At 56.0% G+C, this 22,415-nt stretch carries 21 protein-coding genes, 1 riboswitch and 1 other annotated feature; of the genes, 19 read left to right on the forward strand and 2 right to left on the reverse strand.

The genetic code is table 11. The features are described from left to right. The first annotated feature begins 437 nt into the window (after positions 1-437). Positions 438-607, forward strand: a riboswitch (FMN riboswitch). A 338-nt stretch (positions 608-945) separates the two neighbouring features. From ribD to GSF01_RS08750, 18 genes are all read left to right on the forward strand, one after another. Beyond that, positions 946-2,067 (forward strand): bifunctional diaminohydroxyphosphoribosylaminopyrimidine deaminase/5-amino-6-(5-phosphoribosylamino)uracil reductase RibD, encoded by a 1,122-nt coding sequence (ribD, locus tag GSF01_RS08660; RefSeq protein WP_159882908.1) that lies wholly within the window; start codon positions 946-948, stop codon positions 2,065-2,067. 3 nt (positions 2,068-2,070) lie between these two features. Continuing rightward, on the forward strand, positions 2,071-2,751 hold the full coding sequence (ribE, locus tag GSF01_RS08665; protein WP_159882910.1) for a riboflavin synthase: 681 nt from the start codon (positions 2,071-2,073) through the stop codon (positions 2,749-2,751). 45 nt (positions 2,752-2,796) lie between these two features. After that, a complete protein-coding gene (locus tag GSF01_RS08670) occupies positions 2,797-4,011 on the forward strand; it encodes a bifunctional 3,4-dihydroxy-2-butanone-4-phosphate synthase/GTP cyclohydrolase II (protein ID WP_159882912.1) in 1,215 nt (404 codons plus the stop codon). 52 nt (positions 4,012-4,063) lie between these two features. Beyond that, positions 4,064-4,540, forward strand: coding sequence for a 6,7-dimethyl-8-ribityllumazine synthase (gene ribH, locus GSF01_RS08675; protein WP_159882914.1), 477 nt, complete (start codon positions 4,064-4,066; stop codon positions 4,538-4,540). A 59-nt stretch (positions 4,541-4,599) separates the two neighbouring features. Then, positions 4,600-5,385 carry a segregation and condensation protein A gene (locus tag GSF01_RS08680; protein WP_159882916.1) on the forward strand — a complete coding sequence of 262 codons (786 nt, stop codon included), beginning with the start codon at positions 4,600-4,602 and terminating at the stop codon, positions 5,383-5,385. Continuing rightward, the gene (gene scpB, locus GSF01_RS08685) at positions 5,354-5,968 is read left to right on the forward strand and encodes an SMC-Scp complex subunit ScpB (RefSeq protein WP_159882918.1); all 615 of its coding nucleotides are present in this window, start codon (positions 5,354-5,356) and stop codon (positions 5,966-5,968) included. The genes GSF01_RS08680 and scpB overlap by 32 nt, the downstream gene beginning before the upstream one ends. A gap of 141 nt (positions 5,969-6,109) precedes the next feature. Beyond that, the gene (locus GSF01_RS08690) at positions 6,110-6,799 is read left to right on the forward strand and encodes a DUF2953 domain-containing protein (RefSeq protein ID WP_159882920.1); all 690 of its coding nucleotides are present in this window, start codon (positions 6,110-6,112) and stop codon (positions 6,797-6,799) included. A gap of 81 nt (positions 6,800-6,880) precedes the next feature. Continuing rightward, the gene (ytfJ, locus tag GSF01_RS08695) at positions 6,881-7,369 is read left to right on the forward strand and encodes a GerW family sporulation protein (RefSeq protein ID WP_159882922.1); all 489 of its coding nucleotides are present in this window, start codon (positions 6,881-6,883) and stop codon (positions 7,367-7,369) included. Positions 7,370-7,543: 174 nt separating this feature from the next. Next, positions 7,544-8,632 (forward strand): HD-GYP domain-containing protein, encoded by a 1,089-nt coding sequence (locus tag GSF01_RS08700; RefSeq protein ID WP_159882924.1) that lies wholly within the window; start codon positions 7,544-7,546, stop codon positions 8,630-8,632. Positions 8,633-8,911: 279 nt separating this feature from the next. Next, complete coding sequence (locus tag GSF01_RS08705; RefSeq protein ID WP_159882926.1) at positions 8,912-10,090, forward strand: D-alanyl-D-alanine carboxypeptidase family protein; 1,179 nt, start codon at positions 8,912-8,914, stop codon at positions 10,088-10,090. A 20-nt stretch (positions 10,091-10,110) separates the two neighbouring features. Then, positions 10,111-10,710: a nucleoside recognition domain-containing protein gene (locus tag GSF01_RS08710; RefSeq protein WP_159882928.1), complete on the forward strand. Its 600-nt coding sequence runs from the start codon at positions 10,111-10,113 to the stop codon at positions 10,708-10,710. 7 nt (positions 10,711-10,717) lie between these two features. Continuing rightward, complete coding sequence (locus GSF01_RS08715; RefSeq protein ID WP_159882930.1) at positions 10,718-11,254, forward strand: spore maturation protein; 537 nt, start codon at positions 10,718-10,720, stop codon at positions 11,252-11,254. 454 nt (positions 11,255-11,708) lie between these two features. Further along, the gene (locus GSF01_RS08725) at positions 11,709-12,479 is read left to right on the forward strand and encodes a pseudouridine synthase (protein WP_159882932.1); all 771 of its coding nucleotides are present in this window, start codon (positions 11,709-11,711) and stop codon (positions 12,477-12,479) included. Positions 12,480-12,621: 142 nt separating this feature from the next. After that, positions 12,622-13,146 (forward strand): thiol-disulfide oxidoreductase ResA, encoded by a 525-nt coding sequence (resA, locus tag GSF01_RS08730; RefSeq protein WP_159882934.1) that lies wholly within the window; start codon positions 12,622-12,624, stop codon positions 13,144-13,146. A 97-nt stretch (positions 13,147-13,243) separates the two neighbouring features. Next, the gene (gene resB, locus GSF01_RS08735; RefSeq protein ID WP_159882936.1) at positions 13,244-14,917 is read left to right on the forward strand and encodes a cytochrome c biogenesis protein ResB; all 1,674 of its coding nucleotides are present in this window, start codon (positions 13,244-13,246) and stop codon (positions 14,915-14,917) included. Beyond that, on the forward strand, positions 14,914-16,161 hold the full coding sequence (gene ccsA, locus GSF01_RS08740) for a cytochrome c biogenesis protein CcsA (protein WP_159882938.1): 1,248 nt from the start codon (positions 14,914-14,916) through the stop codon (positions 16,159-16,161). Before resB ends, ccsA begins: the two co-directional genes overlap by 4 nt. A 38-nt stretch (positions 16,162-16,199) precedes the next feature. After that, a complete protein-coding gene (locus tag GSF01_RS08745) occupies positions 16,200-16,916 on the forward strand; it encodes a response regulator transcription factor (RefSeq protein ID WP_159882940.1) in 717 nt (238 codons plus the stop codon). Position 16,917: 1 nt separating this feature from the next. Next, positions 16,918-18,774, forward strand: coding sequence for an ATP-binding protein (locus GSF01_RS08750; protein WP_159882942.1), 1,857 nt, complete (start codon positions 16,918-16,920; stop codon positions 18,772-18,774). Between the two features lie 147 nt (positions 18,775-18,921). Here GSF01_RS08750 and serA read toward each other — a convergent pair whose 3' ends face one another. Next, on the reverse strand, positions 18,922-20,505 hold the full coding sequence (gene serA, locus GSF01_RS08755; RefSeq protein ID WP_159882944.1) for a phosphoglycerate dehydrogenase: 1,584 nt from the start codon (positions 20,503-20,505) through the stop codon (positions 18,922-18,924). 69 nt (positions 20,506-20,574) lie between these two features. Further along, positions 20,575-20,815 (reverse strand) — a binding site (T-box leader). 277 nt (positions 20,816-21,092) lie between these two features. Here serA and GSF01_RS08760 point away from each other — a divergent pair. Beyond that, positions 21,093-21,416, forward strand: a complete 324-nt coding sequence (locus GSF01_RS08760) for a rhodanese-like domain-containing protein (RefSeq protein ID WP_159882946.1) — start codon at positions 21,093-21,095, stop codon at positions 21,414-21,416. A gap of 67 nt (positions 21,417-21,483) precedes the next feature. On the opposite strand, the gene GSF01_RS08765 is transcribed toward GSF01_RS08760, so the two are convergent. Then, complete coding sequence (locus GSF01_RS08765) at positions 21,484-22,395, reverse strand: hypothetical protein (RefSeq protein WP_159882948.1); 912 nt, start codon at positions 22,393-22,395, stop codon at positions 21,484-21,486. Between the last annotated feature and the right edge of the window lie 20 nt (positions 22,396-22,415).

Consider the following 22,415-nt stretch of genomic DNA (forward strand, 5'->3'; position numbering starts at 1 on the left):
TCGCGACTGCTTGGTTTCTCCGGTTGTAAGTCACTGTCTCAAGGGGTGGTTGTTTGCCAACGGCAGGTGCGAGCGATTCGATCGGGCAAGACGATGCTCCTCATAGCATTTGAGCTAGGTGGTTAGCTCGGCATTTTGCCGCTTCACTTTTGCAAGTGGGTTGCATATTCAAATGTTGTAGGGGTGGGTTGATCCGAATTAACTTCTATATTAACAAATTCGCGAGCGGTGAACGTTCTTCCTGACTCACAGATGGCAAGCGTGGCCGCCACCTTCTGGTGGCCTGAACCTGCGTAATGAACAAAACGTCCAGCAACCGACACAATTCACGGGACGTAATGGAAGCGCGGTGATGTTAGAGGTCGACCACTTTAATGTTCAAATCCTGGGTAGACAAATCAGTCAACTAGAGGTATACTGACTTTTAAATTGCATAGCTTACCTTTCGGGGCAGGGTGAAATTCCCTACCGGCGGTGTTGTACGGCGGCTTCGGCTGCCGTCTCAGTCCGTGAACCGCGCTTCAGGCGCTTGCGAAGCAAGCCCGTTGCCGGTCGACTCGGTGCAAGTCCGAGACCGACAGTATAGTCTGGATGGGAGAAAGGGGAAGCGGAATCGTGACGATACGAGGGCTTAGTCGATGCATGCTTTTCATCATGCTCGGCATGCCTGTATGCTGTTCCGTTTTGGGCAAGCTTCCAGGTGCCGAACCTGCATCCGTTGGTGCGGGTGGCTTGGTGCCGGGCGTCTTGCGTCATACGTACGCTTATTTAAGTGTGCGCCGCAGGGTACTGCTTTCGGCAGCGCCGCGGACGTTTATTCAGCCTGCGCTCGTTTGTTATGGTTTCCCAGCAGTCCGGACATGTTACGGATGCGTCTTTCTCAAGCCCTTTTTGCCCCAAGCGAAAAGCGGCTTTTTCTGTTTGGAAACAAAAGGAGGGGCAAGCATGAGCGAAGTGCTGAACGATGAATTCTATATGCGTCTTGCCCTCCAATTGGCTTCGGCCGCCTCGGGTCAAACGGGGATCAATCCGGTAGTCGGCTGCGTACTGGTCAAGGACGGCCGCATCCTGGGGATGGGGGCGCATCTGAAGCGGGGCGAGGCTCACGCGGAAGTGCATGCGCTGAACATGGCGGGGGCGGAGGCGCAAGGGGCGACAGCGTACGTCACCCTGGAGCCCTGCAGCCACCACGGGCGGACGCCGCCGTGCAGCGAGCGGCTGATCCGCGAGGGAGTCAAGCGGGTCGTGGTCGCCGCCACCGACCCGAACCCGCTTGTCGCGGGGAGCGGCCTGGCGAAGCTGGCCGCGCACGGCGTTGAGGTCGAGGCGGGCGTGCTCGCGGCCGAGGCCGAGGCGCTGAATGAAGCGTTCAACAAGTATATCGTTACGCGAAGGCCGTTCGTGACCGTCAAGAGCGCGAGCACGCTGGACGGCAAGATCGCCGCCCGCGGCGGGGACAGCAAGTGGATCACGGGCGAAGCTTCGCGCGCCCATGTTCATTTGCTGCGTCACCGCCATCAGGCGATCATGGTCGGCATCGGCACGGTGCTCGCCGATGATCCGGCGCTGACGACCCGGCTTCCTGTGCCGGGTCTGAACCCGCTGCGCGTCGTCGTCGACTCGACGCTGAGGCTCCCGCACGACGCGCAGCTCGTGCGGGACGGGGCGGCGCCCACGGTCGTACTGACGACCGCCGAAGCGCCGCCCGAACGCCGCCGCGCGCTGGAGGCGCTGGGCGTCGAAGTGATCGACTGCGGCCCGGGGCCCGCTGTCGACCTCCGCGCCGCCATGGCGCGGCTCGGCGAGCGCGAGATCGGCTCGCTGCTCGTCGAGGGCGGCGGCAAGCTGAGCGGAGCCTTGCTGGGCGCAGGCCTCGTCGATAAGCTGGCGCTGTTCCTGGCGCCGAAGATCATCGGCGGCGGAGCGGCCGCGCCGGGCAGCTTCGACTTCCCCGGCAGCGCGTCGATGAGCCGGGCGATCACGATCGAACGCATGCAGATCGAGCGCTTCGGCGAGGATGTCTGCCTGACGGGATATCCCAGGTATGGAAGCGAGAGTGAGGGATAGAGCATGTTTACGGGAATTATTGAAGAGATCGGCACGATGAAGCGCATCGATCGCCAGGGGCAAGCTATGGTGCTGACCATCGGAGCGAGGCGCGTGCTGGAGGATGTCAAGCTGGGCGACAGCATCGCCGTGAATGGCGTCTGCCTTACGGTCATCGCCTTCGATAGCGCGGGCTTCTCCGTCGATGTGATGCCGGAGACGTTCCGCCGCACGACGCTGGAGAGGCTGTCGATAGGCTCGCAGGTCAACCTGGAGCGGGCGATGGCGGCGAACGGCCGGTTCGGCGGTCATATCGTTCAGGGGCATGTCGACGCGACCGGCCGCATAGCCAGCCGCAGGCCGGAGGAGAACGCGGTCGTGTTCCGCATCGAGCCGGGCGATCCGGGGCTGCTGAAGTACGTGATTCCCCACGGCTCGATCACGATAGACGGCATCAGCCTGACGGTGGTCGAGAGCGGAGAGACGCATTTTACCGTATCGATCATTCCCCATACGCTGGCCGAGACGGTGCTTCAGCACAAGAAGGCCGGGGATGAAGTGAATCTTGAGGCCGATGTGCTAGGCAAATATATCGAGCGGCTGCTCGGGTTCGGCGGCGGTCCCGGAGGCGCGGGAGCCGCAGGCCGGGGCGGTTCGACAGGCAAGCTGACAGCGTCCATGCTTGCCGAGCATGGATTCTTGTAAGGGATAGGTAACGAAAGAGAGATTGGTAAGGGAGGCGTGAAGAGCATGGCAGCACCCATTCATTTTCATTCGATTGAGGAAGCGATTTATGATTTGATGCGCGGCAAAGTCATTATCGTCGTAGACGATGAGGACCGGGAAAATGAAGGAGACTTTATCGCCCTGGCGGAGAAAGCGACGCCGGAGGTCATCAACTTTATGATCAAGGAAGGCCGGGGGCTCGTCTGCGCGCCCATCACCGAGGACCGGGCTAAAGAACTGGACCTGCCGCCGATGGTTGCACGCAATACGGACTACCATGGAACCGCCTTTACCGTATCCGTCGACCATATCGAGACGACAACGGGCATATCCGCATCGGAGCGGTCGATGACGGTCAAGTCGTTGATGGATGCGAAGACGAAGCCGGAGCATTTTCGCCGTCCGGGACATATTTTTCCGCTTATCGCGAAAAACGGAGGCGTACTGCGCCGAAGCGGTCATACGGAAGCGGCTGTCGACCTGGCCCGGATGTGCGGCTCCTACCCGGCTGCCGTCATCTGCGAGGTCATCAAGGAGGACGGCGAGATGGCTCGCGTGCCGGACCTGATGGAGATTGCGCTTAAGCACGATCTCAAGATCATTACGATCAAGGAACTGATCAAGTACCGCAACTTTAAGGATAAGCTCGTGCAGCGCGAGGTGGAAGTGCGCATGCCGACCGACTTCGGAGCCTTTGCCGCGATTGCCTACACCAATGAGGTGGACAACAAGGAGCATGTGGCGCTGGTCAAGGGCGAGATCGACCCGGCGAAGCCGACGCTCGTCCGCGTTCACTCCGAATGCCTGACCGGCGACGTCTTTCATTCCCATCGCTGCGACTGCGGGCCTCAGCTCGCCGCGGCGCTCAAGCAGATCGACGAGGCGGGCTCGGGCGTCCTCTTGTATATGAGGCAAGAGGGCCGCGGGATCGGGCTGATCAACAAGCTGAAGGCCTATAAGCTGCAGGAGCAGGGACTCGATACGGTCGATGCGAACCTGAAGCTCGGCTTTGGCGCCGACCTGCGCGACTATGGCATCGGGGCTCAGATTCTGAAGGATCTCGGTATCCGCCAGATCCGGCTGCTGACGAACAACCCGCGCAAAATCCGCGGCCTGGAAGGGTATGGGCTGGAAATCGTCGAGCGCGTACCGATCCAAATGGAAGAAAACGAAGACAACACGAAATATTTGCACACCAAGCAGGAGAAGCTGGGCCATTTGCTCGATTTTTCGATCTAAACCTAACCCGGTGCACAAAAAAATATTGAATTTGGAAGGAAGTTATGAGATTATGGCGAAAGTATACGAAGGTCATTTGGTGTCGAAAGGCTTGAAATACGGGATCGTTGCAGGAAGATTCAATGAATTCATTACCGGAAAGCTCGTTAGCGGCGCATTGGATGCGCTCAAGCGCCATGGCGTGGAAGACAATGAAATCGAGCTTGCCTGGGTGCCGGGTGCCTTTGAAATTCCTTTGATTGCGCAGAAAATGGCGGAAAGCGGCCGCTACGATGCGGTCATTACGCTCGGCGCGGTCATCCGGGGTTCGACGCCGCATTTCGATTACGTATGCAACGAGGCGGCGAAGGGCGTTGCAGCCATCGGGCTGAAGACGGGCGTTCCCACCATATTCGGCGTGCTGACGACCGATTCGATCGAACAGGCCGTCGAAAGAGCCGGAACCAAGGCCGGCAACAAAGGCTGGGAAGCGGCCGCCACAGCTATCGAAATGGCTAATTTGACCCGACAACTCGAACAGCAGGCTTAATAGTGATAGGATGACCCGGTCCAGATTATAGCCGTGCTAACAAGGGGGAGCAGACACAGGTGAAAGTGACGGTTAAGCTGGAAACATTCGAAGGCCCCCTTGATTTGCTGCTTCATCTGATCGACCGGGCGGAAGTCGATATTTACGATATACCGATCAAGGATATTACGGACCAGTATCTGGAGTACCTCGACGCGATGCAGGAGCTGGAGCTGGAGGTCACAAGCGAATTTCTCGTGATGGCCGCGACGCTGCTGTCGATCAAGAGCAAGATGCTGCTGCCGAAGCCTCCGGTGCTGGAGCTGGACTTCGACGATTATATGATGGACGAGGATTATGATCCGCGTGCCGAGCTGGTCGCCAAGCTGATCGAGTACCGCAAGTACAAGGCGATTGCCGATCACCTTCGGGACAAGGAATCGGAGCGGAGTCTGATCTATACCCGCGAGCCGGAGGACTTGACTCCGTATGTGCCCGTGGTGCAAGAGAATCCGGTCAAGGGGCTGGACGTGAGCGATCTGGTGAATGCGTTCCGCAAAGCCATGAGGCGCTTGCAAAGCCGTCAAGCGGTGGCCCGTATCCGGAAGGACGAAATCAGCGTCAAAGACCGGATGTTCCAGCTCGTAGAAAGCTTGGAGCGAAGCGGAGGAAAGCTCTTGTTCTCCAGGCTCATCGACAAGGAGCACGCGCGCGACTCGATTGTCGTCACGTTTCTGGCTTTGCTGGAGCTGATGAAGGTGAAAAGAATCGTTTGCTTTCAGCATCAATTGTTCGACGATATTGTGATTCAGGCACGGGAGGATGGAAGGGCAGATGGATTTTGGGCAGATGAAATCAGTTATTGAGGGCCTACTGTTCGTGGCGGGAGACGAAGGACTGGACGCCAAGCAGCTCGCGGAGGTGCTGGAGCAGGATGTGGCTTTCGTAACCGAATTGGTGCTCGATCTGCAAGCCGACATGAAGCGGGAAGGACGGGGGCTGCAGATTGCGCAGCTGGCCGGTACGTTTCAGCTCACGACGGTCCCCGAGCATGCTCCCTATTTCGAGCGGCTTGCCTTCTCGCCTTCCCGTTCCTCGCTATCGCAAGCCGCGCTGGAGACGCTGGCTATCGTAGCCTACCGGCAGCCGATCACGCGGGTCGAGATTGAGGAGATTCGCGGGGTTAAGGCGGATCGAGCCCTCCAGACGCTGGTGGCCAAGGATCTGATCCAGGAGGTTGACCGCGCGGATGCGCCCGGTCGCCCTATCTTGTATGGAACGACCAAGCCGTTCCTGGATTATTTCGGTTTAGCGGGGCTTTCGGACCTGCCGGAGACGGCCTTGTTCGAGAACGACGATAATCTGGAAGAAGAGACCCGGCTGCTGTTCGAGAAGCTGGAGGGCAAGCAGATGACGTTCGACGAAATGTCGGAGGACGACCAGCTGTAAGTCCATTCGCTTCAAAGTCTGCATGTTTTGGCTGAAAAGGGCAATACTAACTCCCGAGGAAACGAAGCGGCAAGCTTCCGGCCCACCCGGGAGTTTTTGGCTTGTCCGGAAAGGTTGCCGGCGTGCGGGGGGAGAATGGGCATGATAGGGTTAGGACTGATTGCGGCATTTTTATTCGTCATGGGCATACTGTTATCGCGACCGGTAAAAGTCCGGCTCACGTTTTCGCACCGGGAAGAGAATGACGAGATTAACGTCGATATTCAGGCGCTGCTAGGTCTTGTCCACTTCCGATATGAAGTGCCGGTGCTTCGCTTCAAAGGATGGGATACGGGCGTGGAGGTCCGCACAGAGCGGGTGAACGCTCAGGCCGGCGACCTGCTAAGCGGCCACCAGCAGAATATCAATGGGGAGACGATCAAGAACGCCTACGATCAGTTTCGCGAGCTTGTGCAGCATTGCATCGAGCTCAATGAATGGATGAAGCGGCTTCTGCGTCGAGTGCACTGCAGCGAGTTGAACTGGAAAACCTCAGTAGGGCTGGGCGATGCGCCCTCAACCGCCATCCTTGTCGGTTCTCTCTGGGCAGTCAAGTCATCTATGCTGGGTTACTTGCTGAGAATGATCCAACTGGAAGCTCAGCCCCAGCTGATAGTGACGCCGTCCTTCCACCAGAAGGTTTTTACGACCGAGGGGAGCGGGCTGTTCTCTATCCGCATCTGGTATCTGCTGAGCGGCGGCGTGCAGCTTCTTCGGCGGATCCGCAAGTCGGAGGGAGGACTGGAAACCTGGAAGCGACTCCTGACTAGGCAAGCGCCCCAGCCACATTGAAGCGACTCTACATACTCTGGGCGGGAGTAGGATAAGCTAACACTGTTTCTTACTCCGATTACAGACAGGGAGGTTTCCAAGATGACCGAGCATCCGATTCAAGGTTTAATGAAAACAGCGATGGAAAATATCAAGCAGATGGCTGACGTCAATACGATCGTAGGCGATCCTGTAGAAACGCCGGACGGCAGCGTGATCATGCCGATCAGCAAGGTCGGTTTTGGCTTTGCGGCAGGAGGCAGCGAGTTTTCGGGTGAAGATCCGCAAGCGGGGGCAACCCGCACGGACGGACACAATGCTTCCGTATCGCTTCCCTTCGGGGGCGGTAGCGGGGGCGGGGTGTCGATTACTCCTATCGCCTTCCTCGTCGTTGGCCAGCAGGGCGTCAAGATTGTGCCGCTCGACAATCAGACTCACCTGATGGAGCGTCTGATCGACTCTGCTCCGCAAGTTGTCGACCGGATTCAGTCGATGATGATGAAGAGCAGCAGCAGCAAATCAGCGACGGGCAATGAGTCGGCTGGCGCGACGCAAGTCACGAATATCGAGAATCAGAACTTTATCGTATAGGACAAGGACGATCTGAAGCTGCCTCCGGGCAGCTTTTTTTCTTTCTACATTTTATGTTAATTTTGACACAAATTCAGAGATGCATATTGCTCTTCAAAGGACCTTAGACTATAGTAATTTTAGATCAGAACGGATTGGATACTAGGTGGAAAGACACAAGGAGATGGATGGAGTTTGCGGCTGCTGTCGACTAGCTCATGTCAGGCTGGGATGAGGCTTGGCAAAAGTATATTCAGCGAGGATGGGATTGTGCTCCTGAACGTCGGGGTGGAATTAACGGATGCGCTGATCCGAAGATTGCTGCATTTTGGCATTGATTATGTATATATTGCCGACCCGGCTACAGACGATGTCCAGGTCGAGGATTTGATCTCGGAAGAAACGAGGGCGCATGCGATTCAGGAGGTTCGGACCCATTTCCGGGCTTTCATCGAGAACAACAGCGCATCCAAGATATCCAAGGGGCATGTGCTGGGTCGGGCCTTCAGCAATGTCATGAAAATGATTATTGACGATTTGCAGGACAATAAGCCCGGAACGCTTATCATGCTGATGAACATGAACGTTATGAACAACTATTTATATCAACACTCGTTGAATGTATGCATTTATGTAACGATGCTGGGCATGGTAAACGGTTACAGCCGCGATCAGCTGACCACGATCGGTCTAGGGGCTTTGCTCCATGATATCGGGCTGACCAAGGTGCCTGGTTCGCTGTTGAACAAGCCCGGAGCGCTATCCGAGGCGGAATACGCCGAGATCAAGAAGCATCCGGAGCTCGGTTTCCAGATCCTCAAGGAAGAGCCGAACATCCCGCTCCTTTCCGCCCACTGCGCGTTCCAGCATCACGAGCGGGAGGATGGGGGCGGCTATCCTCGCGGCATACTCGGCGCGGATATTCATGAATATGCGAAGTGGATAGCGGTTGCCGACAGCTACGACGCGATGACGACACACCGCGCTCATCGGCCGGCGATGCTTCCCCATCAGGCCATGGAGGTATTATTCGCCGGCGTCGGCACGCTCTTCGATCAGAAGAAAGTAGCGCTCTTCCGGGATAATGTAGCGATATACCCGATCGGCGTGACGGTCTTGCTCAGCAGCAAGGTGAAGGGCGTTGTGGTCGCCATTAACCCGGCTGTTCCTCAGAGGCCTACCGTTCGGGTCTTGGAGGATGCAGACGGCAAGCGGTTAGCCCAGCCCTATGAAGTAGATCTGAGCGAGAAGCTGACCTTGTTTATCGAATCGGTGGATATCTAGCGTATACGTTTCAACCAAGCTTGGCCGGCGGAGGTGCGCACATGCGTACTCCGCCGGCCCTTTTTTATGAGCTTCCGATCCGAAACCAGGCGCTTACTCAGCGGAGACGGGAACCTCTTTCAGATCCGTTCCGCACCCCTTTCGTTCATAACGGTTGTCCAGCGCGCATATACATGAACAAGTATCCGATCTTGTCCGGCGATGGCCTATCCGCTGGCTTGCCATCGTACGAAGACGGAGATCCGGTTATGTCAGCCTTTAGCGCGTGGGAGGAACAAGATGAGAAGAGTATGGGGATTACTGCTGGCTGTTGTCCTTGCCATCGTCTGGCCGGCCGACCTGCCTGCTCAGGCGGCGCCTCCAGGTATAAGGACGGGGGCCGAAGCGGCGGCGCTGATTGATGTGACGTCCGGCCGGCTGCTGGTTACCGTCAGAGGGGACAAACCGATGCGTATCGCCAGTTTGACCAAAATCATGACGGCGATCGTAGCTATCGAGCACGGCAAACTGTCGGATATGGCTAAGGTGAGCAAAAATGCCTTTGGCAAAGAAGGCTCTTCCATTTACTTGAAGCTGAACGAAGAGATGAATCTGAAGGACTTGCTGTACGGGCTGATGCTGAGGTCGGGCAATGATGCGGCGGTCACGATCGCTGAGCATGTAGGCGGCAGCGTAGAGGGCTTCGCTTACCTGATGAATGAGAAGGCCAGGATGATCGGCATGACGAATTCCAGCTTCAAAAATCCGTCGGGCCTGGACGAGGAAGGCCATTTCTCGACCGCCAACGATATGGCCAAGCTGACGGCTTATGCGCTCCGCAATCCGGTGTTCCAAGAAATTGTAAGGACCAAGGTCAAGAAGGTGCCCAATCCGAACGAGTCTTGGAATTACACCTGGCTCAATAAAAATAAAATGCTGACGCTCTATGAAGGAGCCGACGGGGTGAAAACTGGTTATACAAAGCTGGCCAAGCGCTGCCTCGTATCCTCGGCGACTAGAGGAGGCCAACAGGTTGCGGTGGTGACGCTGAATGACCCGAATGATTGGCTCGATCATTCCCGGCTGCTTGATTACGGGTTTCAATATTACCCGCTTCAAACCCTTGTCCGGCGGGGAGAAGTGATAGACGGCACGGCCTTCGCGGCAGAAGTGGACCTGCGCTATCCTGCATCTGAGGACGAAGTCGGCAAGTTCACCAAGGAGCGTGTGTTGAACGATCCAGCCTCGACGGAATTCCGATTGGGAACTGCAGGCAGACTCGACTTCAAGCTTGGCGGCAAGCTCATCGGCACCGTCCCGCTTGTGCCTGCGGACAGCCCGAGGCTTTCCGTTGCGGGCTCCAGAAATCCTGCCCTCGCCTCGGCTCTGACGTCCAACTGGAGCCTGTCGGACAAGTGGCTGTACATCCTGCGGGCATTTACACGCGTCATGTTCACGGGACAAGCGGAAGCGGAATAACGGAGGGAAGGTGTACCCGTATGGTGAATTTGATTTGGCTGTTTTTTATCGTGGCCGGATTTATCGTGGCTGCCTTTCAGGGCAAAATCGATCTCGTCACCGAGGCGGTATTCGATGGCGCCAAAAGCGGTGTCACCGTTTGCTTCGGTCTCATCAGCATCATGGTATTCTGGCTTGGGATGATGCGGATCGCCGAGGATGCCGGCATGCTGAAGAAGCTCGCCCGGCTGCTCAGTCCCGCAGTCAGGTTCCTGTTCCCGAGCGTTCCCAAGGATCATCCGGCGCTTGGCTACATTATGTCCAATATGAGTGCCAATATTTTCGGTCTGGGCAACGCCGCCACTCCGATGGGGATCAAGGCGATGCAGGAGCTGCAGAAGCTGAACCCGCACAAAGAAGCGGCGAGTCCGGCGATGGCTACACTGCTTGCGCTGAATACGGCCAGTATAACGCTTATTCCCACGACGCTGATCGCAATCCGGATGAGCTATAATTCCGCCAATCCCGCTGAAATTGTCGGCACGACACTGATCGCTACCATCATCTCCACCACGGCGGCGATTATGGTGGATCGATGGTACCGCAAGCGTTATACCACGATCGGTCCCGGGAAAGGGTGATGGATAAGTGTTCGAATTTATCAATCTCATATCCGCCTGGGCCATACCGGTCATCATCGTGTTCATCCCGCTATATGCGGCCTACCACAAAATCCCCGTCTATGAATCGTTCGTAGACGGGGCGAAGGATGGCTTCGACACAGCCATCCGCATCATTCCCCACCTGGTAGGCATGATGGTGGCTATCAGCGTGTTTCGCGCCTCGGGGGCGATGGATCTGTTTATCGGCTGGCTGAAGCCGATCTGCGAGCAGCTTGGAGTGCCGAGCGAGATCATCCCGCTTGCTTTCCTCCGTCCGATCACCGGGGCGGGCTCGCTTGCCTTTACGACGGATCTGATCTCGCAGTTCGGACCTGACTCGATGGTGGGCCGGATCGCTTCTACTATTCAGGGCAGCACGGACACGACGCTCTATGTGGTGACGGTCTACTTCGGCGCCATCGGTATCCGCAAGGCCGGATATGCGCTGAAGGTCGGGCTTATTTCCGACGCCGTCGGCTTCATCGCTTCCATCGTCATCTGTTATTTGGCCTTTGCCGGCTGAACCGGCGAAGCGTCACTTCCCCAGCCTCCTCACCGCGCGAGCCGGCCTTACATACACTAAAAGCAGCGACTCCCAAAAAAGAGGTGAGAGGTCCTGCGCTACAGCGGTATCCTGATGCATCACTCCGCCTGTCCGACTATTAATGGAAAGGGATATGATCTCTTCATTACCAAGAGCGGCGTTATTATCCCTTCTTCCGTCCCCACGGACACGTCTTTTGTCCATATATGCCTAGAGGGCGATTACTCGCTTCCGAGTCCGTTGTTCGATGCCGGGCAGGAGGAGCAGTGGTTTGTCCTTGCCAAGCTCATCCTTCGGCTATCGGAGCTGTATGGATTCTCCTCCGATGCGGTATATCCACATTCCGATTCATGTCCCGGTACAGGTTTTCCGTGGGCACGGCTTGTGATTTCACCCAAGGATAGGTATCATTAGCTTGAGGTGAAAAGAGACGATGGAACGATTACAGAAAGTGCTGGCCGAGGCCGGCGTTGCATCACGAAGAAAATGCGAGGAGCTCATTACTGCAGGCCGCGTGCAGGTGAACGATGAAGTCGTAACCACCCTGGGCGTCAAGGTGGATGCGAGTGCGGATGCTATCCGGGTGGACGGCAAGCCTATCCGCAAGCAGGCCAAGGTATATGTGATATTCAATAAACCGAAAGGCGTCATTACCAGTGCGGAAGATCCTGAGGGAAGGAAGACCGTGACCGACTTTTTCCGTCATATGAAGGAGCGCATCTATCCGGTCGGACGGCTGGATTACGACACGGAGGGTCTTCTTCTGATGACCAACGACGGAGAGTTTGCTCACTTGCTGACGCATCCCAAGCATCATGTGCCCCGCACGTACTTGGCGACGGTGAAAGGGGTGCCGCACGGCAATTTGCTGGACAAGCTCAGAGAAGGCATCCAATTGGAGGACGGCATGACGTCCCCAGCGGAGGTCGAGTACCACAACGTGTTTCCGGAGAAGAAGGAAGCGGTTATCAAAATTACGATCTATGAAGGACGCAATCGTCAGGTGCGCCGCATGTTCGAAGCGATTCAGCATCCCGTCATCAAGCTGAAGCGGGTACAGTTCGGACCGCTGCTGCTATCCGGCTTGCCGCGTGGCAAGTTCCGGCTGATGTCGCCGCAGGAAGTGAAGGATCTGCGCGATGCCGCGCTCGAAATGGATGGCGGCCGGTCACATAAAATTCAAAAAGGCGAAACCGAACTGTGACATTTTTCGCTATAATAAAGTCAATAGCCATTTGTTGAGGAAGTGCGCCGACTTGCAGCCTTCGTCGGTCCATGCCGAGGACGTCCTGCGACCGGCGCTTCTTCATAATGGTGAAAATATTGACGTTTGAAGGTGTGGGATGATGGGCAAACATAAAAAGTGGGTACAAATCTCCATTTTCTCCGTTATTCTCCTGCTTGGCGGCTGGACTCTGATGAACAACCTGTTCTTATCGGAGAAGAAGCCTACGGTCGGAGCGTCCGCTCCTGATTTCAGACTGGCGAGTCTGGACGGCCAAACACGACAGCTGTCCGATATGGCGGGAAAGGTGGTCGTTGTTAACTTCTGGGGCACCTTCTGCGAGCCCTGTCGCAACGAGATGCCCGCGCTCGATCAGCAGAAGGACAAGTGGGCCGGGAAGAACGTGGAGATTTGGGGATTGAATCTGGACGAGCCGAGAGTCGCCGTCGAGAATTTTGTCAAGCAGTACAACGTAACCTTTCCTATTCTACTTGATAAGAATGAAGAAATACGCAAGCGCTACGGCGTCTCGCAATACCCGACGACGTTCTTTATCAAGCCGGACGGCAAAATCGGCGAGATTCGCATCGGCGAGATGGATGCCGCTTACATCGACCGGACGATCGCTTCTATGCTAGCTCAATAACCATTACGAATACGAAGGCGGGACCGTACTGGGTTTCCAGGTTCGGTTAGGTTCGAAAAGGCATAAATCCGAACTGTCCAGCCTTCGAGGAGGACCCATGATTCACAATACGAAATGCGAATGCGGCCACCAGAACCCCGTAGGCACCTTGCTGTGCGAGTCTTGCGGCAAGCCGCTTGTGGATGACGGGGGAGCCGAGCCGCTTGAGATGAAATACGACGGGATGGCCAGACGTTCGCAAAAAGCCAATCCCGGCTTGATCGACCGCGTATGGAACTTCTTTTCCTCAGTCAAGGTGGCCATCTATCTGATTGTGATCACTCTGATCGGGTCGGCGCTTGGCACGATCTATCCCCAGGAAAACACTTTCCTGAATTTTGATCCTTCCGTATACTATAAAGAAACATACGGAACTTCCGGCCACATCTATTATTTGCTGGGACTGTCCCATACGTTCGAGTCCTGGTGGTTTATCCTGCTGCTGTTTATGATCGGAACTTCGCTTGTCGTCTGCAGTCTGGACCGCGTGCTTCCGTTGTACCGTGCGCTTAGCAAGCAGCAGATCCGCAAGCATCTGCGCTTTATTACCCGGCAAAAGGTCACGCACAGCGGTCCGGTGCCCGGAGGGCCGTCGGAGGAGGCGGCGCAGGAGTGGACCAAGCAGACAGCCAAAGCGCTGACCAAGGCGGGCTACCGGGTCCATACGGAGGGCAGCGCGCTTCTAGCCGAGAAATACCGGTTCAGCCGGTGGGGGCCCTATATCAATCATATCGGACTCATCATCTTTCTCGGGGCCGTCTTGATGCGGGGGATTCCGGGCTGGCATATGGATCAGCATCTCGCGTTCCCCGAAGGCAAGCTGGTGAAAATTCCGGAAACTTCGTATTACTTGAAAAACGAGAAGTTTACGCTGGAATTTTATACGCAGGAGGAGATGTCGGACGACTTCCGCTCCAAAGGCATCGATGTCCCCAAAGTATACGAGACGCAAGCCTCCTTGTTTATGTGCAAGGCCGATTGCGACGATCCTGCAAAGGAGCCTGTGCTGGAAGAGGTGCACCGGCAGGATATCGTGGTGAACAAGCCTCTCTCTTACAAAGGTCTGCTCGCTTACCAGTTCGACTACAAGCCTGCTCCGACCCTTATCGCCGTCAAGCCGACGTTGAAGAATAAGGAGACGGGCGAGGAGTTCGGCGAGTTCGACCTGTCTATGGACAACCCTAAGGAGCAGTACACGGTGGGCCCTTATCAGCTTAAGCTGAACGCCTACTTTCCGGAATTTGCCGTCGATCCGAAGGGCCTGCCTATGACCAAGTCGAGAGACCCCGTCATGCCGGCTTTTGTGTTTACGATTACAGGTCCGGGACTTGCCGCGCAAGGCGAACCGTATATGTATTTTCCGCGTCAGATCGATAAGGTTAATTTCCGCCAGGACGAAATCAACGGGGCGCTCGGACAGAAGCTGGAGCTCTCGGTCGGTTCCATGGAAAATGTCCAGTTCTCCGAGTACATCAGCTACTTGAATATCCGGATTGACCGGGCGATGCCGTACATCTGGGTCGGGGCGGCGATCTCCATGATCGGCCTCATCATGGGCTTTTACTGGAATCACCGTCGTGTCTGGCTGCGTATAGACGACGGCGACCTGGCGCTTGGCGCGCATACAAACAAAAATTGGTACGGGCTTCGCAAGGAAATCTCGCAGGTTCTCGCTAAGACGGGGATCGAGATTGATCCGAAAGCGCTCGAAAGAAGGGTGGAACAGACGTGAGCAGCACGTTACTGCTGATTGCCTTTATTATTTACTCCCTAGCCTTGCTCGGCTTCGTTATCGGGATTACAGGCCAGAAATCGAAACAGGTGACCGATCCGGCAGGGTATGGCCGCAAATGGGGCCGAATCGGAATCGGTCTGACGATTATCGGTTTTGTGTCCCAAGCGGGCTTTTTTTTCACAAGATGGGCAGAAGCGGGTCATATCCCTACAAGCAATATGTACGAGTTTATGACGTTTCTCAGCATGATGATTGTGCTGGCTTTTATCGTCGTTTACTTCATTTATAAGTCTTCGGTGCTTGGCGTGTTTGCGATGCCTGTTGCCATCATCGTCATTGCGTATGCTTCCGTATTTCCGCGCGAGATCCAGCCGTTGATCCCGGCTTTGCAAAGCTATTGGCTCAAAATCCACGTGACGACCGCCGCTCTCGGCGAAGCTTTCTTCGCGGTCGGATTTGCAGCCGGACTGATGTATCTGGTGCAGAATGTGGACTTTAAGGACCGCAGCAAGGCCGCGCGCCGCGAGCAGCGGGGCGTGGAGTTCACGCTGTTTACACTCGTGATTGTCGTCGCTTTCGTAGCCGCGATCTTTACGTTTAACGGGATGGGCTACAAGGCCGTGTTCTCAAGCAATGTCGTCGTCAAAGATGTGAATGATGTGGAGCAGCTGGTGCCGCAGGAGACGACCTACGTCCTGCCGCCGATATTCGGTCCCCACGAAGGCCAAATTGTGGAGATGACTCCTTTCTTCGGGATGACCGAGCCGCTGATGGAGGCTCCATCCTGGATGAAGGGTGCCAATGCCGGGCGCAAGCTGAACACGGTAGTCTGGTCTCTGCTCGGAGGGCTTGTGCTGTACGCGCTGCTGAGGTTGTTTATCCGCAAGCCGCTGGGGGCTGCGCTTCATCCGCTGATGAAGGGAGTCGATCCGGAAGATATCGACGAGATCGGGTATCGCTCGATCGCGATCGGCTATCCGATCTTTACGCTCGGCGCGCTTATCTTCGCTATGATCTGGGCGCATGAGGCCTGGGGCCGTTTCTGGGGCTGGGATCCGAAGGAAGTATGGGCGCTGATCGTTTGGTTGTTCTACGCGGCCTATTTGCATTTCAGGCTTTCCCGCGGATGGCAGGGCAAGCGTTCGGCCTGGTTGTCCGTAATCGGATTCCTTGTGGTCATGTTCACCCTGATCGGCGTTAACCTGATCATTGCAGGCTTGCATTCGTATTCCGGAACGTAAATAACGGTTCATTTCTGATGGGAAAGAGGGGTAGGGCCATGACGGATATGAAAATGAATATTTTGGTTGTCGACGACGAGGAGCGTATTCGCCGACTGCTGCGGATGTACCTGGAGAAGGAAAATTATCGAATCGAAGAGGCCGAGGATGGGGAGACGGCGCTCAACAAGGCGCTGGAGGTCGACTACGATCTGATCTTACTCGACGTGATGCTTCCCGGCATCGACGGCAATGAGGTGTGCGCCAGGCTGCGCCAAGTAAAATCCACCCCGGTGATAATGCTGACGGCCAAGGGCGAGGAGACGAACCGGGTGCAGGGCTTCGAGTCGGGTGCGGATGATTATGTCGTCAAGCCGTTCAGCCCGCGCGAGGTCATATATAGGGTGAAGGCGATTCTGCGGCGTTCGTCCGTAACGGCTTATTTATCCAAGGAAGTCAATTCCAGCAACAATATTGTATTCCCGAATCTCGTGATCGAGCATGACGCTCACCGGGTTAGCGCAGGCGGACAGGAAGTTGCGCTTACCCCTAAGGAATACGAGCTGCTGCATTATCTCGCCGTATCGCCGGACAAGGTGTTCTCACGGGAGGAGCTTCTGAAGGACGTATGGAATTATGAGTTCTTCGGAGACCTGCGGACCGTCGATACCCATGTGAAGCGGCTGCGTGAGAAGCTCAACAAGGTATCGCCGGAAGCGGCTGCCATGATCACGACGGTATGGGGCGTCGGTTACAAGCTCGAGGTGCCGAAGTAACGTGTTTATTTTCAAAAGCATTGTCGGCAAGCTGTGGATTACCATCATCGGTCTGGTCGTTGTCGTCTTGTTAACCGTCGGCGCGTTTCTCTTTAAGTTTATCGAGACGTCCTTTCCCAAATCGAAGGATCAGGTCGAAACGCTGAGCCGTCTGGCGACGAAAGTAGCCAGCGAGATCTCGTTGCATAAGGAAGAGCGCCGCTACCTGCAGGTCGTCAATGAACTGCTGAACGCCCAGGGAGCCAGCGTCATTGTCGTCGATAAGAACTATGAGCAGGAGAGTACGCCTGTAGGCCAATCCGAGGACCGACAAGCGAGCTATAACGATTTCTTTACGAAAAATGAGCTGACCAAGGTGTTTGCGGGGCAGGTGATCGACAACCGGAATCCGATGATCGCGGCACGCTCCCCGTTAGGACGTACCTATACGGCCGTTGCAGTCCCTTTCATGGACGAAAATCAGTCTGACGTGGCGGGAGCGCTGATCATGTACCAGCTCACGCAATCGTCGGAGGTTACCCAGAACTATGTGAAGAAGCTGTTTGTCGTCGTAGGGGTCGCCGGATTCCTGATGACGACGTTCTTTGCCTTCTTCCTCCTGACCCAGATCACGCAGCCGCTGCTGAATCTGAAGAAGGCCGCGGATATGATCTCCGAAGGGGAGTACGGAACCCGTGTACCGATCCAATCCTCGGATGAGATCGGCCAGTTAGGCAAGACCTTTAACCGGATGGGCGAGCAGCTCCAGGATACGATCCAGGCGCTTAGCCATGAGAAGGAGCATCTCTCCAGCGTACTGCGCAGTATGGCCGACGCCGTCGTTACCTTCGATCCGGCTGGCCGCGTCATCCTGGATAACCCGGAGGGCGAACGGATTATCCGCGAATGGAATGAGCTGGAGTGGCTGGAGGAGAACAGCAAACGCACTTCCTCTGCGGATAGCGGACGGGAGTGGGATTGGAGATTGATCCCCGAGCCGCTGCTGCCCCTGTTCGAAGAGGTGATCGATCATCCGCAGGAGATGACGACCAAGCTGCATGTGAAAAGCGAGGTATGGTCGGTTGCCATGGCCCCTCTCTATGTGCAGGAGCATGTCCGAGGCGTGGTGGCCGTCCTTCGGAATGTGACGGAGGAGTTCCGGCTCGAGAAGCTGCGCAAGGACTTCGTAGCCAACGTATCTCACGAGCTGCGTACGCCCCTCTCGATGCTGCAAGGCTACAGCGAGGCGCTGCTTGACGATATTGCCGCGACGCCGGAAGAGCGGCAGGAGCTGGCGCAGGTCATCTATGACGAATCGCTGCGAATGGGCCGGCTCGTCCATGATCTGCTGGATCTGGCCCGGATGGAGACCGGTCATATGCAGCTCAATCTGAGAGAGCTCGATGTTCATTCGTTCATCAAGCGCATGCATCGCAAGTTTGCGGCCCTGTCGAAAGAGAAGAGCGTCCAGCTGACCTATTCGCTGCCGGATGAGCCGCTCGTGCTGGAGCAGGCCGATGAGGACAGGCTGGAGCAGGTGCTGACGAATCTGGTGGACAACGCCTTGCGCCATACTCCCGCCGATGCGGAGATCCGGGTTGCGGCATCCCGTTCCTCGCTGCGAGGGGAAGAGGCTGTACAGATCGAGGTGGCGGATCAAGGATATGGTATCGGGGCTGAGGACCTGCCTTATATTTTCGAACGCTTCTACAAGGCCGACAAGGCTCGTACGCGAGGCGCATCGGGCGGGACGGGTCTAGGTCTATCCATTGTCCGAAACATCGTAGAGGCCCATCAAGGGACGGTACAAGCGAAGAGCCAGCCAGGACAAGGTACGACATTCTCCATCATCCTGCCGCGCCAATTCGGCAAAACCTAACAAACCCCCTCCGGATTCTCATCCGGAGGGGGTTTGTTAGGTTGAGGCGTTGTAGAAAAAAGACAGCAAATCTTGTTGTCCGTGGAACATGGAAGACGGAAGCGGCACCCGCCTGATGGCAGGTGCCGCTTCCTCATGGGCTGTATCCTATAGGGCCAGTTCGCGAACTTGTGTCAGCTCAGGCAGTGCCGAAAGCTGCTCCAGTACGCTCTCCGTCGCGCGCTTGTCGATCGTAAGCACCATGATAGCCGAGCCGCCGATGACCTTGCGTCCTACTTGCATCGTGGCGATGTTCACATCGTTGCTGCCGAGCAGGGTGCCGACTTTGCCGATAATTCCCGGCTTATCGTTATGGGAGATGAGCAGCAAGGTCCCTTCCGGAGCGAAATCGACCGGATATTGATCGATTTGAACGATGCGCTCTCCATAGCCGGAGAGCAGGGTGCCGGCCAGCGTGCGTTGTTCGTTTTTCGTCTTCAGCGTAACGGACACCAGGTTGGTGAAGGTTTTGGCTGCGGACGATTTTTGGGTAACGATATTCAGATCGCGGGATTTGGCCAGATGCATGGCATTAACCACGTTGACGCCCTCCAGCTGATGCTGCAGCACGCCCTTGACGATATAACGGGTCAACGGAGAAGTATCCACCTCGGTCAGATCGCCCGAATAGTTGATGACAATTTCGCTGACGGCGCTGTCGATCGTCTGACCGAGCAGGTTGCCGAGTTTTTCGCCGAGATTGAAGTACGGCTGCAGCGCATGAAGCACGTTGGCCGGAACCGGCGGCATATTGACCGCATTCTTGAACGGCTCGTCGCGAAGTATGTGCAGCACTTCCTCGGAGACGTCGATCGCTACGTTCTCTTGCGCCTCGACTGTCGATGCGCCCAGATGCGGGGTCACGATGATTCTTGGATGGTTCAGGAATGGATGGTCAGCCGCAGGGGGCTCCGATTCAAATACGTCGAATGCCGCTCCGGCCACGATGCCCGCATCGATAGCTTCTACCAAAGCCATCTCGTCGATGATCCCGCCGCGGGCACAGTTCACGATGCGTGCGCCTTTCTTCATCAGCTCGAACTGAGGGCGGCTGATCATATGACGGGTTTCATTGGTGAGCGGAGTATGCACCGTAATAAAATCGGCTTTGCTGCAAATGTCGTTGACGGTCCCGAGCTTGACGCCCATCTGGTCCGCTCTTTCTTCCGTCAGGAACGGGTCGTAGCCCAGCACCTCCATGCCGAATGCCTTCGCGCGCTTGGCGACCTCGCTGCCGATACGTCCCATGCCAAGAACGCCCAGCACTTTGTTGCGAAGCTCTACGCCGACGAACGTCTTGCGGTCCCATTCGCCGCCTACCGTTTTCTTGTAAGCCTGCGGAATCATCCGGGCGGTAGACATCATCATGGCAAATGTCAGCTCGCAGGTCGCGATGGTGTTGCCGTCAGGGGCGTTGATCACGACGATACCGCGCTTGGTGGCGCCTTCCAGATCAATGTTGTCCACGCCTACGCCGGCGCGCCCTACAACCTTAAGACGGCTGCCTGCGGCCATAATACGCTCGGTCACTTTCGTCGCGCTGCGCACAAGGATCGCGTCGTACTCTGTAATGATGGCGACCAGCTCGTCTTCGGACAAGCCTACTTTCTTGTCGACCTCGACATCCGGCGCATCATAGAGCAGTTGAATCCCCATGTCGCTGATTCCATCCATAACCAACACTTTAAACATTGCGTTTCCCTCCGTTATCCTTTTTTCTAACAAACCAAAAACTCCTCATTCCCGATACGTCTAGCGTATACAAGGGACGAGGAGCTGATTCTCGTGGTACCACCCTAATTCGCCGCGGGCTCGCGCTCACGGCCTTCACTGGTCTGCCGTAAAACAGACCGAGAGGGGTAACGGCATCTAGCCGGCTGCATCTACTGAAGTTCGAGGCAGCAACTCTGGAGTGCTCCGCATAGCGTCTACGTCCGGTTTGCACCATCCACCGGCTCTCTGTACGTTCCGCAATTATGCTTGGTTCCGTCATCGTTTGTCTTGAATATGTCTCTTAAATTTCCACTAGCTTATCATGGAAATTTTGAGGTTGTCAAGCCTCTTTTCATAGTCCTGGATTCCTCACTGGCGCAGGGGGGAAATGAGGGCGCTTTCCTCTGGGAGGCGGGCTCTAGGGGAAGATGCTTCAAAGAAAAAACCTCCCCCTGTGTCAGCCGCTTGGACCCTTCGGCGCGCTCGGTAAGGCCGGGTAATTGCCAGGGGAGCGCGCCGGAGGTACAATGAACGATAGAACGGCAGGAATGAAGGAGGAAACCGGCATGACATTTGAACGCATCGGGCCGGATGCTTACGCGAGGAAGCTGGAGAAGGGCGAGCTGGAAGGGACGCTGACTATAGACGTCAGACAGCCTGAGGAGTGGGAATTTTATCATTGGGATCATATGGAGCTTACCCCGATGATGACGATCCCTCAGAAGCTGGAGGAGCTGCCAAGGGATCAGCCGATCTATGTCGTTTGCGCCCACGGGGTGCGCAGCGAGAACGTTTGCCGGTACTTGAGCGAGCAGGGCTTCGCGAATACGGTGAATGTAGAAGGCGGAATGGCCGCTCTGGCCGCACTGCGAGGGTTTCGGTACGACTGAGCCCGCGCCCGGTCGTCGTTAATAATGAAAAGCCGTCATTCCTTGAGGGGAACGGCGGCTTTGTTTTTTAATTCGTGTAGAACGGCAGGAGGGGCAGCGTTTCGTTCGCGTACAGCTTGCTCCTGACACGAAGGAAATCTCCCTCGCGGACGGCGTCGGTGGCGATCAGCATGTCGGTTACCGCGCCGATTTCGCCAAGATTCATTTTTTTAACTTGACCGCTGGTGATCATATCGTCGATTCGTCCGCTCAGATCCTGCGGTGTAAAGGCTTGATAACGGTGGCTTGCAAGCAGCATGTTGGCTATGTAGGCATTCTTCATGTTGAGCGATAGAGCGCTCCACTGCTCGATATTCAGCGGCTTGGTCACATCGACGGCTTTGAACTGCGGTTCGGATGTCTCAGCCCATTTGATGATCGACTGATAATAACCGTTCTCCGCCTTCAGGGCGAAGCTCCTTGCTTCCGCCAGATAGGCGTCTGCCTGCAGCTGGGCTACAAGCTCAGTTCCTCTCATGGCATTGGCTTTGGAGGCAAAGCCGGGAAGGGCTTCGCTAAACAGCTTTAGGCTCCTCATATAATCCTTATGCGCATCCTGCAGAAGCGGGGAGGAAGCGGGAGTCGATTTCTCACTCAGCTCGCTGTAGATCGTTTGCGCTTGCTTCGCCAGCTCCTTTAACAAGAGTGACGAATCCGGCGAGCGATTCGATTGAAGCTGGTCCATTTTGTCGAACCATGCTTTATGAAATTCCCTGTACGGTTGATAAATGGTATGATAGAAGGAGACGAGGTACTGCTGATGATACGCGGCGAAGCCGTCCCTTTCTTCTTTTTGCTTAACCAGCAGCTCTTCGTACTTCTCGGAGGCGCGCTGCCCGCCGAGCTGCAGACCGTAGAAGAAGGCTCCTACCGAGACGACAAGCATAAAGATGAATGTGATGGCGAATACATAGTCAGTTCGGTTTAAACGTTTCTCCATAAGCAAAGCACCTCAACTCT

Source organism: Paenibacillus puerhi (assembly GCF_009846885.1).
GTDB lineage: Bacteria > Bacillota > Bacilli > Paenibacillales > NBRC-103111 > Paenibacillus_G > Paenibacillus_G puerhi.